The organism is Inquilinus sp. (assembly GCF_039594555.1).
Classification (GTDB): domain Bacteria; phylum Pseudomonadota; class Alphaproteobacteria; order DSM-16000; family Inquilinaceae; genus Inquilinus.
On sequence record NZ_JBCNNF010000190.1, the window covers coordinates 1 to 12,916 of the forward strand.

The following is a 12,916-nucleotide window of genomic DNA, read 5'->3' on the forward strand; positions in this document are numbered from 1 at the left end:
GCCGACCCGCTGCCCGCGCCCGCAAGCCTGCCGGTGGCCGTGCCGCCGGTGCAGGCGACGACCGAGCCGCCTTTGGCGCCGGCCGAGGGGCGGGCGGATACGGCGCCGGTGGCACCCGTCGCCGCGCCGGCGGCGCAGGCCGGCGCCGCGGCCCTGATCGACGTCGCGCCGAACGAGGCGAAGCCCGTGGTCGTCGCCTCGCTCGGGCCGGCGGCAGGCCTGCTGGCCGATACCGCGCCGGCGTCGCCTTCCTCGATCGCACCGGTGGCGGCGGTGCTGCCGGCGACCGCCGGTCCCGTCCCGTCCCAGCCGGCCCTGGCCACCTCGTCCGCGGCGGGCGCGGTGGTGGCGGCCGACGCCGTTCCCGCTTTGGTGCAGCCCGCCGGACCCGGCGTTGCGCCGGTCTGGGCCCGGTCAAGCTCCTCGCTGCTGCGGGTCGACCGCCCGGCGCCGGAGGTCACCGAGCGGCTCGATGTCGCCCTGGCCCGCGCCGTGTCGCTGATTGAGCCCGCGGGCGCCCCCTGGCTGCGAGGCACCGAGGCCGACGGCGCCGGCCGCCGCCTGACCGGCTGCGGCCCGGGCGACCTGGCCTGCTCCGTCTTCGTCTCCGGCCGTGGCGTCGCGGTCGACCAGCCTTCGCCGCTGCTGCGGCGCGTCGGCGCCGGCCCGCTGAGCATCGGCGGCGTGCCCCTGCCGGCCGACCCGGCCAAGGCCGAGCGCTCGCTGCGCTGCCTGGCCTTCACCGCCTATACCGAGGCCGGCAACCAAGGCACCCGCGGCATGGCGGCGGTGGTCTGGGTGATCATGAACCGCATCGCCGTGGACAATGATTTCGGCGACACCCCCTGCGAGGTGCTGGCCGATCCGGGCCAGTTCGAGCCGCTGCAGCGACCGCGCTTCCGCGCCTTCGCCAAAGCGGTGCGGGGCGGCGCGATGCCGCAGTTCCCGGCGCCGCTGAGCGCGCAGGACGAGATCCTGCAGCGCACCGCGCGCCTTGTGGTCTGGCAGATGCTGGACGGCTATTTCGCCGACGACCCGACGGACGGCGCCCAGTACTTCTTCGCCCCGGCGGCGATGCGCGCTCTGGGCCGCGGCATGCCGGCCTGGACCAGCCGCTTCCGCCGTACCGCCTCGATCGGCGACCACGTCTTCTACCGGCCGAAGGCCGGCGGCTGAACCGAAGCGGCGGGGTGGCCGCCGCGGCGACCCGCACCACCTTATCTGCAGGCGGGGACCGGGGGCGGGCTTGCCCTGAAATCGTCACGAATCTTCCCTGGCCCCGGCCCGTCGCCCGACCTAGAACGGACGTGAATGGCCGCAACCGATTCAGCCCCTCCGCCACCCTCCCTCGGCTCGGTCCTCCTGGCCGTGGCGCCGCTGCTGTTCAGCGCGGCGATCATGATCATGGGCAACGGCCTGTTCGGCACGCTGGTCGCGATCCGGATGGACCTCGACGGCTTCGGCGTCGGCACCATCGGCCTGGTGCTGGCCTTCTATTCCGGCGGCTTCGCGCTGGGCACGCTGATCTGCCCGCGTATCGTCCTGCTCGTCGGCCATATCCGCACCTTCGCGGCCTTCGCCGCGATCGCCTCCGCCGCGGCGCTGTTCCATGCGCTGTGGGTCGACCCGGTCGTCTGGGCGGTGCTGCGCCTGATCACCGGCATCAGCATGGCGGTGCTGTTCACCATCATCGAGAGCTGGCTGAACGCCCGCGCCTCCAACGCCGTGCGCGGCCGGGTGATGTCCTCCTACATGGCGGTGAACTACACCGCCTTCGGCCTGTCCCAGCCCTGGCTGACGGTGATGGACCCGGCCGGCTTCGCCCTGTTCTCGGTGGTGGCGATGCTGGTGTCGCTGTCGCTGGTGCCGCTGTCGCTGACCCCGGTCGAGACGCCGCCGGTGATCAAGGTCAAGCGCTTCGGCCTGCGCGCCCTGATCGGGATCTCGCCGCTCGGCGTCGCCGGCTGCTTCTCGGTCGGGCTGATCAGCGCCGCCTTCTCCGGCATGGGCCCCGTCTATGCGCGCACCATCGACCCGTCGCCGGACTGGATCGCCAGCTTCATGATGACGGCGATCTTCGCCGGTTTCGTGCTGCAGTATCCGGTCGGCCGCCTGTCCGACCGCTTCGACCGGCGCCAGGTGTTCCTCGGCATCACCATCTCGCTGGCCCTGATCAGCGCCGCGCTGGCGCTGTTCGGCGGCACCTCGATGACGCTGCTGCTGGTGCTGCTCGCCGCCTTCGGCGGGCTGTCCTACACCATCTATCCGCTCAGCCTCAGCCATGCCAACGACTTCATGCGGCCGGAGCAGCTGGTGCCCGCCGCGGCCGGGCTGCTGCTGTGCTACGGCGTCGGTGCTGTGGTCGGCCCCATCGCCGCGTCACGGGTGATGCAGGTCCTGGGGCCGGATGGGTTGTTCGTCTGGACCGGCTCGGTCGCGGCGCTGCTGGCATTGTTCACCGTCTACCGCATGACCCGCCGCGCGGCGAAGCCGAACGAGGAGCAGGGCAGCTTCATCTCGGTGGCGCCGACCACCACGCCGGTCGCGGCCGAGCTCGACCCCCGTGCGCCGGACGAGACGCCGCCGACCATGCGCGACGCTGCCTGAAGGGAACCGCCATGCTGACCCGCCGCCGCCTGCTGACCTCGACGCTTCCGGCTGCGGGGATGGCCGCGGCGGGGCTCGGCGGTATGCGATGGGCGCGGGCGCAGTCGCAGGACCCGGTGTTCTTCCGCATCGGCACCGGCACCACCGGCGGCACCTATTTCCCGATCGGCGGCATCATCGCCGGCGCCATCTCCGGCCCGCCGGGCCTGCCGCCCTGTGGCAGCGCCGGCGGCAGCTGCGGCGTCTCCGGCCTGATCGCGGTGGCCCAGGCCAGCGCCGGGTCGATCGACAACATCCGGCGGATCCGCGACGGCGAGTTCGAGTCCGGCCTGTCCCAGGCCGATGTCGCCTTCGCAGCCTATACCGGCGAGGGGCCGTTCGCCGGCGAGCCGCCGGTGACCAGCCTGCGCGCCATCGCCCATCTCTTCTCCGAATTCGTTCATGTCGTGGTGCCGGCCGACAGCCCCGCGCAGTCGGTGGCCGACCTCAAGGGCAAGCGCGTCTCGGTCGGCGCCGAAGGCTCCGGCACCATCTACGACATCCGCCAGATCCTGGGCGCCTACGGCCTGACGCAGACCGACGTGACCGAGGTCTATGAGCGGCCGGAGCCCTCGGCCGACCTGCTGGCCGAAGGCGGGCTCGACGCCATGGTGATGACCGGCGGCCCGCCGCTGGGCGTGATCGCCGACCTGGCGCGGCGGCGGCCGGTGCGGCTGCTGCCGATCACGGGGCCGGAGGCGGAGGCGCTGGTGGCCAAGGTGCCGTTCTTCGCGCAGGAGCCGATCCCCGGCGGCCTCTATGACGGCATTGCCGCGGAGGTGCCGGGCCTGTCGGTCGGGGCGATCTGGCTGGTGGCGGAAAAGGTGCCGGAGGCCACGGTCTACGAAATCACCCGCGCCCTGTGGCAGAAATCGACGCTGGACCTGCTGGCGGCCGGCCATCCGCGCGGCAAGGAGGTCTCGATCGACGGCGCTGCGCGCGGCCTGGGCGTGCCGCTGCACCCCGGCGCCGCCCGCTACTATGCCGAGCATGCGATGCTCAGCCTGCCGGCCAAGGCGACACCTTAGAGACCATTCGGGAATGCTACTGGTGCGGCCGCCTGACGGCGTCTTCTCCGCTTCCGGTGCTCACGGACTTTAACGTCCGCTGCGCTCCGGTTCTCGAAGCCACCGCCAGCCGACTCACACCAGCGCATTCCCAAACGGTCTCTGAAGCGGTGACTCGGAGGCGCGGCGGAGAGGATGTCGCCGCGCATTCATCCAGTTGAAATGTCCCTGCGGACCCCGTAGAACTGGTCGCACATCAGGAGTTGGGCACTGCCCGACGCCAACCTGCTTCCCCGAGCAAGGTGGCGCCCCCGAGAGGGGGGATGTGGTCGAACCGACAACCAAACGGGTCCATCACAGATTCGGTCCTGCCCGCGACGCGTGGAACCAGACCGAACTATGCCGATCAAGATCCCGAACGATCTGCCCGCCCGTTCCGTCCTGGAAGCGGAAGGGGTCATGGTGATGGCCGAGGCCGAAGCCGTGCGCCAGGACATCCGGCCGATGCGGATCGGCCTGCTGAACCTGATGCCGAACAAGGTCAAGACCGAGACCCAGTTCGCCCGGCTGCTCGGCGCCTCGCCGCTGCAGGTCGAGCTGACACTGGTCAAGATGACCCACCACGTGCCGCGCAACACGCCGGCCGACCACATCCTGTCCTTCTACCGAGACTGGGAGGACGTGCAGGCCGAGAAATTCGACGGCTTCATCGTCACCGGCGCGCCGGTGGAGACGATGGCGTTCGAGCAGGTGACCTACTGGGACGAGCTGCGCCGCGTGTTCGACTGGACGCAGACCAACGTCCATGGCTGCTTCAACATCTGCTGGGGCGCCCAGGCGGCGGTGCACCATTTCCACGGCGTGCCCAAGCACGGGCTGCCGCAGAAGAAGTTCGGCGTGTACCGGCACCGCATCGTCGAGCCGGCGTCGCCCTATCTGCGCGGCTTCTCGGACGACTTCACCATCCCGGTGTCGCGCTGGACCGAGAACCGGCGCGAGGACATCCCGGCCGCCAGCGGCATGAAGGTGCTGATGGAGTCGGACGAGGCCGGGCTGTGCCTGCTGGAGGATCCCTGCCACCGGTCGCTGCACATGTTCAACCATGTCGAGTACGATACGGACACGCTGGGCGACGAGTATTTCCGCGACGTCGCCGCCGGCAAGGCGATCGCCCTGCCGCATGACTACTTCCCCGGCAACGACCCCGAGCGCAAGCCGCAGAACCGCTGGCGCAGCCACGCCCATCTGCTGTTCGGCAACTGGATCAACCAGCTGTACCAGACCACGCCCTACGATCTGGGCGATATCGGTGAGGGCTGAGGCGGGTTTCCGGGCATCCGTCCCTCATCGTCATTGCGAGGAGGCGAAGCCGACGAAGCAATCCATTGTCCCGCAAGGGCGGCTGCATGGATTGCTTCGCTGCGCTCGCAATGACGGCGATGAGGTGATCGGGAGAGGCGGCGGTATGAGAGAACCGTTTGGAATGCGCTGGCGTGAGTCGGCTGGCGGTGGTTTCGAGAACCGGAGCGCAGCGGGCGTTGGCCTGTGAGCACCGGAAGTGGAGAAACCGCCGTCAGACGGCCGCGCCAGTAGCATGTCCAACGGTCTCTCAGAACGTCAGCACCCAGGGCTCGGCCATCCCGGCCTCGACCCAGCGCCGCATCGCCGGCAGGGCCAGCACCGCGTCGGCATAGGCCCGGCACACCGGGTCCAGCGGCACCCGGTAGCGGTCGAGGCGCAGGACCACCGGAGCGTACATGCAGTCCGTCGCCCCGAAGGCGCCGAACAGGAACGGGCCCTCGGCGCCGGCCGCCTCGCGGCACTGTCGCCAGATCGCGGTGACGCGGCCGATATCGGCCTCGGCGGCGTCGCTGCGGGCCTTGCCGGGATCGACCGGCGCCAGGTCCATCGGCAGCTCGTCGCGCAGGGCGGCGAAGCCGCTGTGCATCTCGGCCGAGATCGACCGGGCGAATGCCCGCCGCGCCGGGTCGCTTGGCCACAGGCCGAGATCCGGGAACCGCTCGGCCAAATATTCCAGCACCGCCAGGCTCTCCCAGACGGTGGTTCCGCCATCGATCAGCGTCGGCACCTTGCCGCTGGGCGAGTGGCGCAGGATCGCCTCCTTCGACCCGTCGCGGTACAGCGGGATCAGGATTTCCTCGAAGGCGATGCCGTGATGCGCCAGGGCCAGCCAGGCCCGCAGCGACCAGGAGGAGTATCGCTTGTTGCCGATGACAAGGCGCATGGCGGGTCCGCTCCGGCTGAGGGGTTGGCAAGGCAAACGGGCTGGAGCATGGTGTGCCGCCCCGAGTTTCCGAACGCAAGAAGGCCCGCGCCGTGCTGCCGAATCTGGTCGATGCCGCCGAGGGAGAGACCGTCTCTCTGATCCCGCTCAGCAAGGCTGCGCTGGAGGGCTGGCGCGCCGCCGCCACGCCGGCGCAACGGGCCTGGGCCGAGGCCAACGGCTTCGCCGCGGAATCGGGCCGCACCCTGGCGCTGCCGGGCGAGGGCGGCCGGGTCGACGCGATCCTGGTCGGCATCGACTCCGCCTCCGACCCCTGGGCCTTCGCCGGGCTGCCGACCGGGCTTCCCGCCGGCACCTATCGGCTGGACGATTCGGCCGAGCCGGCGACGGCCACCGCCGCCGCCTATGGCTGGGCGCTCGGCGGCTATCACTATGGCCGCTACAAGGGGCCGGAGCGGGTGTCGGCCAAGCTGGTCTGGCCGCAGGCCGCCGACCGCGCCGGGGTCGAGCGCGCGGCCAGCGCCACCACCCTGGTGCGCGACCTGGTCAACACCCCGGCCAACGACCTCGGCCCGGCCGAGCTGGCCGCGGCGGCCGAGGCGCTGGCCAAGGAGTTCGGCGCCAGGTTCAGCGTCATCACCGGCGACGAGCTGCTGACCCGCAACTACCCGATGATCCATGCCGTCGGCCGCGCCGCCAGCCGGGCGCCGCGGCTGATCGACATCGAATGGGGCGACCCGTCGGCGCCGAAGGTGACGCTGGTCGGCAAGGGCGTCGTCTTCGATTCGGGCGGCCTCGACCTCAAGGACGCCGGCAACATGCTGCTGATGAAGAAGGACATGGGCGGCGCCGCCCATGCCCTCGGCGTCGCCCGCATGGTGATGATGGCGCGGCTGCCGGTGCGGCTGCGCGTGCTGGTGCCGGCGGTCGAGAACGCGGTCTCCGGCGACGCCTTCCGGCCGATGGACGTGTACCGCAGCCGCAAGGGGCTGACGGTCGAGATCGGCAACACCGACGCCGAGGGTCGACTGGTGCTGTGCGACGCGCTGGAGGAGGCGTCGTCCGAGAAGCCGGAGATCATCGTCGACTTCGCCACCCTGACCGGCGCCGCCCGGGTGGCGCTGGGCACCGACGTGCCGGCGATGTTCTCGAACGACGACGCCACCGCCGACGCGCTGGCCGCGGCTTCGCGCCGGGTCGACGACCCGCTGTGGCGCCTGCCGCTGTGGCAGCCCTACAACCGGCTGCTGAAATCCGGCATCGCCGACATCAACAACGCCCCCGACACGCGCTTCGGCGGGGCCATCACCGCGGCCCTGTTCCTCGAGCGCTTCGTCGCGCCGGGCGTGCCCTGGGTGCATATCGACCTCTATGCCTGGAACGGCGCCGACCGGCCGGGCCGGCCGAAGGGCGGCGAGGCGATGACGATGCGGGCCGTCTACGCCCTGCTGGAGGAGCGGTTTGGAGGCCGGCGCTGATTCGATCGACCGTATCGCCGTCGCCGGGAATGAGTGCGGCATGACCGTCGCCTTGACCTCGCTCCAGGCGCTGGAGCTGTGGCGCCACGCCCTGACCGCGGCGGTCCGGCGCGAGGCGCCGGACCTGTCGTCGCGGCAGATCGCCCTGCTGCTGACCATCTACCTGACCCCGGCGCCGCACACGGTGCGCGGGCTGTCCTCGACCCTGCACATCTCCAAGCCGGCGGTGACCCGGGCACTGGACCGGCTGGGTGAGCTCGGCCTGACCCGCCGCACCGTCGACGCGGCCGACCGGCGCAATGTGCTGATCGAGCGGACGGCGGAAGGGCGGGCCTATCTCGACGGCTTCGCCGACCTGGTGCGCCAGGCCGCCAGCATGATCGGGGCCGCGGCATGACCACCGCGCCCGACATCGATCGCAACCTGGTGCCCTGGCGCCCGGACCTCGCGGCCGAGAGTCTGCGCGGCGTCCATGCGGCGGAGCGCTATGCCGCCGGCACGCTGCACCAGGCCGTCCGCGGCATCGTGCCGATGCGGTCGGCGCCGGACGCGGCGCGCGGCCAGGCGACCGAGATGCTGCATGGCGAGACCATCACGGTCTATGAGGTCAAGGACGGCTGGGCCTGGGGCCAGCTCACGACGGACGGCTATGTCGGCTATGTCGAGGCGGCGGCGCTGTGCGACCGGGTCGCCCTGCCGACCCACCGCGTGCGGGCCTTCCGCGCCTTCCTGTATCCGGCGCCGGACTTCAAGCTGCCGTCGGTCCGCGCGCTGAGCTTCCGCAGCCCGGTCGAGGTGGTGGAGACGGAGAAGGGCTATGCCCGGATCCGCGAGGCCGGCGAGCCCGCGGGCTGGGTGCCGGAGGTGGCGCTGGGCCCGCTCGACGCGGTCGAGCCCGACCCGGTGGCGACGGCGCAGCGCTTCCTCGGCGTGCCCTATCTCTGGGGCGGCCGCTCCAGCCTCGGCATCGACTGCTCCGGCCTGGCGCAGCTGGCCTGCGCCGCCGCCGGCCACGCCATCGAGCGCGACACCTACCGCCAGGTGCACACGGCCGGGACGCTGGTCGGGACCGACGAGAGCGCCGGGCTGCGGCGCGGCGACCTGGTCTATTTCCCCGGCCATGTCGGGCTGATGGTCGACGGCGAGACCCTGATCCACGCCAATGTCCGGGCCGCGGGCGTCTCGCTCGACCCGGTGCGAGAGATCGCGGCCCGGTCCCTGGCCGCCGAGGGCAAGGGCATCACCGCGGTGCGGCGCTTCGGCTGAAGCTCGCTCAGGTCACGTTGCCGGATTCGAATTTGGCGTTGCCTCTCCCGCTTGCGGGACCTTTTCGGAATAGCCGAGACCTTCTCTTCTTTAGTCCCCCCTCCCGCAGGGGGAGGGGGGACCCGGTTTGCTTTCGTCTTCGGCGTCCCGGACGATCCGAGGAAATTCTGAAAAGGTCTCGCAAGTGGGAGCGGCAGCGCCTTGCCGCTTTGACGCGATTGTTCCAGGCAGGCGCCCTACGGCGCCGCCGTGTCCACGATCGTCGCCTTCACCAGCTGGCGCAGCCAGCGGTGGCCGGCATCCTTGTCGAAGCGCGGATGCCAGGTCTGGATGACGGTGATCGTCGGCACCGCCACCGGCAGGTCGAAGGACTGTACCGCCAGGCCCAGCCCGGCCGCGCGGGCAACGACGGCGCGCGGCAGCGCCGCGACGATGTCCGAGGCGGCGGCGGTGAGCAGCGCCGCATAGAAGCTTGGCATCACCAGGGCCACCCGGCGCGCCAGGCCCAGCCGGTCCAGCGCGGCGTCGATCGGCCCGCGGGTGCGGCCGCGCCGCGAGGCGCCCACATGGGTCGCTGCGGCGAATCGTTCCGCCGTCATGTCGCCCTGCAGCAGCGGATGGCCTGCCCGCACCACGCCGACGAAGCGGTCCTGCAGCAGGGTCTGGACGCGGATCTCCGGCCCGGTCTCGCCGCCCAGCACGCCGATGTCGAGGTCGATGCGGCCCTCGCGCAGCGCGTTGACGTCCTCCTTGCCCTGGTCGGCAAAGCGCAGGGTGATGCCCGGCGCCTGCCGCGCCGCCGCCGCGGACAGACCGGCGCCGAACACGCCGGCGGCATAGTCGCTGGCGCGGATGGTGAACGTGCGCTGCAACGTCGACAGGTCGGCTGCACCCTCCGGGCGCAGCAGCGCCTGCGCGTCCTCGACCACCGTGCGGACGCGGTCGCGCAGTTCGATCGCCCGCGGCGTCGGCACCAGCCGGCGGCCGGCGCGCACCAGCACCGGGTCGCCGACGGCGTCGCGGATGCGGGCCAGCGTCCGGCTCATCGCCGGCGCGCTCAGATTCATCCGCCGGGCGGCGCCGGCGACGCTGCCTTCGGCCAGCAGCGCGTCGAGCGCGACCAGCAGGTTCAGGTCCATGGAGTGCATTGGACGCACTTATAAAGTCAGAAACCTGCACTGGAAAGCATGTCCCAGTCGGATCAGCTTCGGGCTGACCTTTGAACCCGGAGAATCCCCATGTCCTCCTCCTCCGCTGGGGCCGACGCGGCCGCGGCTCCGTCCGCTGCCGCCCTGCAGCTGCTGCCCTTCGCCCTGATCGTCTTCCTCGGCTACGCCACCATCGGCCTGCCGCTGGCGGCGCTGCCCGTCCATATCCATGAGGCGCTGGGCCAAGGCCCGCTGGCGGTGGCCCTGGCTGTGGCGCTGCAGCCGACGGTGACGCTGCTGACTCGGCCCTGGGCCGGCAGCCTGTGCGACCGGCTCGGCGGCAAGGCGGCCGTTCTGGTCGGCGTGGCCGGCGCCGCCCTGTCCGGCCTGCTCTATGCCGGGGTCGGGCTGCCGGCCGATCCCGCGCTGGGCTTCGCCCTGCTGCTGCTCGGCCGCGCCGCAGCCGGGCTGGGCGAGGGGCTGATGATGACCGGCGGCCTGGCCTGGAGCATCGCCGCGGTCGGCGGGGCGCGGGCCGGCCGGGCCATGGTCTGGGTCGGCATCGCCATGTACGGTGCCGTCGCCGCGGGCGGCCCGGCCGGCTTGGCGTTGCGCGGCTGGGGTGGCTTCGGAGCCGTGGCCGGCGCCATCGTCGCGGCGGCGCTGCTGGCCGGGCTGGTGGCGCTGCCGCTGTCGGCGGTGCGCGGGGCGGGCGGGGCACGCCTGCCCTTCCTGCGGGTGGTCGGCATGGTCTGGCCGCAGGGCGCCGGGCTGGCCCTGGCCTCGATCGGCTTCGGCGCGATCTCCGCCTTCATCGCCCTGGATTTCCAGGCGGAAGGCTGGGGCGGGGCCGGCTTCGCCCTCAGCGCCTTCGGCGGCGCCTACATCCTGGCACGGCTGCTGTTCGGGCATTTCCCCGACCGGTTCGGCGGCGCCCGGGTGGCGGCGGGGTCGCTGGCCGTGCAGGTGCTGGGCCTGCTGCTGCTGTGGGCGGCGGCGGTGCCGCAGGTGGCGCTGGCCGGCGCCTTCCTGACCGGGGCCGGCTTCTCGCTGGTCTTCCCCTCCTTCGGGGTCGAGGCGGTGAAGCGCGTGCCGGCGGCCAGCCGCGGCGCCGCGCTGGGGGCCTATGTCGCCTTCTTCGACATCGGCTTGGCCGCCACCGGCCCGGTGATCGGCCTGGTGGCGGCGCGGTTCGGCTACTCCGCCGCCTTCGCCGCCGGCGCCTTCTGTGCCGCCCTGGCCCTGCTGTCGACCCTGCGCCGGGCGACGTCGTGACCGGCGGAGCTCAATACCCCCGCGACCGGTCGACCACGTCGTCCATCGGCTCGCCGCGCTCGAAGCGGGCGATCTGCTCGGCCAGGCGCTGGGTCGCGTATTTGGCGTTGTTGCTGGCGGCGATGTGCGGCGTCAGCAGCACCTTCGGATGGGTCCAGAATGGGTGATCTCCCGGCAGCGGCTCGGTCCGGAACACGTCCAGCACCGCGCCGGCCAGATGGCCGGAGTCGAGCGCCGCGATCAGGTCAGCATCGACCAGGTGATGGCCGCGCCCGGCATTGACCACCCAGGCGCCGCGCGGCAGGGCGGCCAACAGGCGGCGGTCAAGGATGTCCTCGGTCTCCGCCGTCAGCGGCAGCAGGCAGACCAGGATCTCCGACCGCGCCAGGAAGACGTCCAACCGCTCTGCGCCGGCAAAGCCTTCGACCCCGTCCACCGCCTTGGACGTGCGGCTCCAGCCTGCGACCCGGAAGTTCAGCGCCGTCAGCGCCCGCGCCGCGGCGGCGCCCAGCGTGCCCAGGCCGAGGATGCCGACAGTCGTGTCGCGGGCCAGCCGCTGATCGTGCTGCACCCATTCCCCCGCCGCCTGCTGGGCGCGGTAGGTCCGGGCCTGGCGGTGGATCGCCAGCACCTGCTCGGCCACGTACTCGACCATGCCCTCGCTCAGGCTGAGGTCGACCATGCGCACCAGCGGCACATCGGCCGGCAGGGTCGGGTCGCGCAGCATGGCGTCGATGCCGGCGCCGAGCGAGTAGATCACCTTCAGGTTGGGCAACGCCGCCAGCATCCCGGCCGGCGGTTTCCACACGATGGCGTAGTCGATCTCCGCCGGGTCGCCGATCTCCGGCCACACCCGCACCTCCAGCGCCGGCATCGCCTCGCGCAGCGCCGGCAGCCACTGGGTGGGATCATCGGTGGCCGAGGCGAAGACGGCGACGGGCATCTGGCGGTTCTCCGAGGATCAGCGGTCAAGGTGACCCTACGAGAATCCGGCCCCTCCTTGCGAGCCCCGAAGCGGCACGGCAGCCTTTCGGGAAGCGGGCTATCGGTGCCTTGATTCCGGATATCACTTTAGAATATTGCTGAAATATAGATATAAACGTGAACTCGTGTGTGTACCAAAGAATTTATCTGCGCTGATGACAAGCGGCCGGGGAAGGCCTATCTCCTTTCCATGGTCATTGTGCCGGGCGGGCCTCCCCGCCGCCCGGCCTGGCAATGGGGAAAGAGGCCATGCCCGACACCGCCCTCGCGCGGAAGGCTGACGCCGCCGGCTCATTCGCGTTCGACCGGAACGCCGAGGTCTTCGCGCTGATGCGCGACTCCGCCGCCATCCTGGCGCGGCAGGAGGCGATCCTGGCCCCGGTGGTCGAACGCATCGTGCTCGGCGCCGCCGATTTCAGCGATGCGCTCGCCCGCCTGCTGGCCACCAAGCTGGAATGCGACACGGCGTGCCATGACCGGCTGCTGGCGCTGGCGGCGGAGGCGATGCGCGCCGACCTGGCGATCGCCGGCCATGCGGTGCTGGACCTCGACGCGATCAAGGATCGCGACCCGGCGGCGCGCGACCACCTGACGCCGTTCCTGTTCTTCAAGGGCTTCCACGCGCTGCAATGGCATCGCATCGGCCACTGGCTGTACCGCCACGGCCGGACCGCGCTTGCCCATTTCCTGCAGAGCCGGGTGTCGGAGAGCCTCGCGGTCGACATCCATCCGGCCGCCCGCATCGGCTGGGGCCTGCTGATCGACCACGGCACCGGCGTCGTCATCGGCGAGACCGCGGTGGTCGGCAACGATGTCTCGATCCTGCACGGCGTCACCCTCGGCGGCACCGGCAAGGTCGGCGGCGAC

At 71.7% G+C, this 12,916-nt stretch carries 12 protein-coding genes and 1 riboswitch; of the genes, 9 read left to right on the forward strand and 3 right to left on the reverse strand.

The window, feature by feature from the left end; all coding sequences use genetic code 11:
• The 4 genes from ABDW35_RS20050 to metA all read left to right on the forward strand — a co-directional run.
• The coding region (locus tag ABDW35_RS20050; RefSeq protein ID WP_343715650.1) for a cell wall hydrolase at nucleotides 1-1,176 on the forward strand (1,176 nt) is incomplete at its 5' end.
• 135 nt (nucleotides 1,177-1,311) lie between these two features.
• Nucleotides 1,312-2,607, forward strand: a complete 1,296-nt coding sequence (locus ABDW35_RS20055) for an MFS transporter (RefSeq protein WP_343715651.1) — start codon at nucleotides 1,312-1,314, stop codon at nucleotides 2,605-2,607.
• 11 nt (nucleotides 2,608-2,618) lie between these two features.
• Nucleotides 2,619-3,674, forward strand: a complete 1,056-nt coding sequence (locus tag ABDW35_RS20060; RefSeq protein ID WP_343715652.1) for a TAXI family TRAP transporter solute-binding subunit — start codon at nucleotides 2,619-2,621, stop codon at nucleotides 3,672-3,674.
• A gap of 227 nt (nucleotides 3,675-3,901) precedes the next feature.
• Nucleotides 3,902-4,008, forward strand: a riboswitch (SAM-I-IV-variant riboswitch).
• A gap of 44 nt (nucleotides 4,009-4,052) precedes the next feature.
• Complete coding sequence (gene metA / locus ABDW35_RS20065) at nucleotides 4,053-4,973, forward strand: homoserine O-succinyltransferase (protein ID WP_343715653.1); 921 nt, start codon at nucleotides 4,053-4,055, stop codon at nucleotides 4,971-4,973.
• A 289-nt stretch (nucleotides 4,974-5,262) separates the two neighbouring features.
• On the opposite strand, the gene ABDW35_RS20070 is transcribed toward metA, so the two are convergent.
• Nucleotides 5,263-5,898, reverse strand: a complete 636-nt coding sequence (locus ABDW35_RS20070) for a glutathione S-transferase family protein (RefSeq protein WP_343715654.1) — start codon at nucleotides 5,896-5,898, stop codon at nucleotides 5,263-5,265.
• 92 nt (nucleotides 5,899-5,990) lie between these two features.
• Between ABDW35_RS20070 and ABDW35_RS20075 the strand changes: the two genes are divergently transcribed.
• From ABDW35_RS20075 to ABDW35_RS20085, 3 genes are read left to right on the forward strand one after another with little or no spacing between them, the layout of a single operon-like run.
• Complete coding sequence (locus ABDW35_RS20075; RefSeq protein WP_343715655.1) at nucleotides 5,991-7,376, forward strand: leucyl aminopeptidase family protein; 1,386 nt, start codon at nucleotides 5,991-5,993, stop codon at nucleotides 7,374-7,376.
• Between the two features lie 40 nt (nucleotides 7,377-7,416).
• Nucleotides 7,417-7,773 carry a MarR family transcriptional regulator gene (locus ABDW35_RS20080; RefSeq protein WP_343715656.1) on the forward strand — a complete coding sequence of 119 codons (357 nt, stop codon included), beginning with the start codon at nucleotides 7,417-7,419 and terminating at the stop codon, nucleotides 7,771-7,773.
• Nucleotides 7,770-8,642, forward strand: a complete 873-nt coding sequence (locus ABDW35_RS20085; protein ID WP_343715657.1) for an NlpC/P60 family protein — start codon at nucleotides 7,770-7,772, stop codon at nucleotides 8,640-8,642. Before ABDW35_RS20080 ends, ABDW35_RS20085 begins: the two co-directional genes overlap by 4 nt.
• Nucleotides 8,643-8,878: 236 nt before the next feature.
• Here ABDW35_RS20085 and ABDW35_RS20090 read toward each other — a convergent pair whose 3' ends face one another.
• Entirely contained in the window at nucleotides 8,879-9,781 is a 903-nt protein-coding gene (locus ABDW35_RS20090) for a LysR family transcriptional regulator (protein ID WP_343715658.1), read from the reverse strand.
• Between the two features lie 99 nt (nucleotides 9,782-9,880).
• On the opposite strand from ABDW35_RS20090, the gene ABDW35_RS20095 reads away from it, so the two are divergent.
• Nucleotides 9,881-11,065 (forward strand): MFS transporter, encoded by a 1,185-nt coding sequence (locus ABDW35_RS20095; RefSeq protein ID WP_343715659.1) that lies wholly within the window; start codon nucleotides 9,881-9,883, stop codon nucleotides 11,063-11,065.
• Nucleotides 11,066-11,075: 10 nt separating this feature from the next.
• On the opposite strand, the gene ABDW35_RS20100 is transcribed toward ABDW35_RS20095, so the two are convergent.
• Nucleotides 11,076-12,008, reverse strand: coding sequence for a glyoxylate/hydroxypyruvate reductase A (locus ABDW35_RS20100; protein ID WP_343715660.1), 933 nt, complete (start codon nucleotides 12,006-12,008; stop codon nucleotides 11,076-11,078).
• Between the two features lie 290 nt (nucleotides 12,009-12,298).
• Here ABDW35_RS20100 and ABDW35_RS20105 point away from each other — a divergent pair.
• On the forward strand, nucleotides 12,299-12,916 hold a 618-nt coding region (locus ABDW35_RS20105), incomplete at its 3' end, for a serine O-acetyltransferase (RefSeq protein WP_343715661.1).

What these genes read in the sequence shown, in the direction of transcription:
- ABDW35_RS20055 (WP_343715651.1), top strand. Translation starts at nt 1,312, where the DNA reads ATGGCCGCAACCGATTCAGCCCCTCCGCCACCCTCCCTCGGCTCGGTC.
- metA (WP_343715653.1), top strand. Translation starts at nt 4,053, where the DNA reads ATGCCGATCAAGATCCCGAACGATCTGCCCGCCCGTTCCGTCCTGGAA.
- ABDW35_RS20080 (WP_343715656.1), top strand. Translation starts at nt 7,417, where the DNA reads ATGACCGTCGCCTTGACCTCGCTCCAGGCGCTGGAGCTGTGGCGCCAC.
- ABDW35_RS20060 (WP_343715652.1), top strand. Translation starts at nt 2,619, where the DNA reads ATGCTGACCCGCCGCCGCCTGCTGACCTCGACGCTTCCGGCTGCGGGG.
- ABDW35_RS20100 (WP_343715660.1), bottom strand. Translation starts at nt 12,008, where the DNA reads ATGCCCGTCGCCGTCTTCGCCTCGGCCACCGATGATCCCACCCAGTGG.
- ABDW35_RS20085 (WP_343715657.1), top strand. Translation starts at nt 7,770, where the DNA reads ATGACCACCGCGCCCGACATCGATCGCAACCTGGTGCCCTGGCGCCCG.
- ABDW35_RS20095 (WP_343715659.1), top strand. Translation starts at nt 9,881, where the DNA reads ATGTCCTCCTCCTCCGCTGGGGCCGACGCGGCCGCGGCTCCGTCCGCT.
- ABDW35_RS20090 (WP_343715658.1), bottom strand. Translation starts at nt 9,781, where the DNA reads ATGGACCTGAACCTGCTGGTCGCGCTCGACGCGCTGCTGGCCGAAGGC.
- ABDW35_RS20070 (WP_343715654.1), bottom strand. Translation starts at nt 5,898, where the DNA reads ATGCGCCTTGTCATCGGCAACAAGCGATACTCCTCCTGGTCGCTGCGG.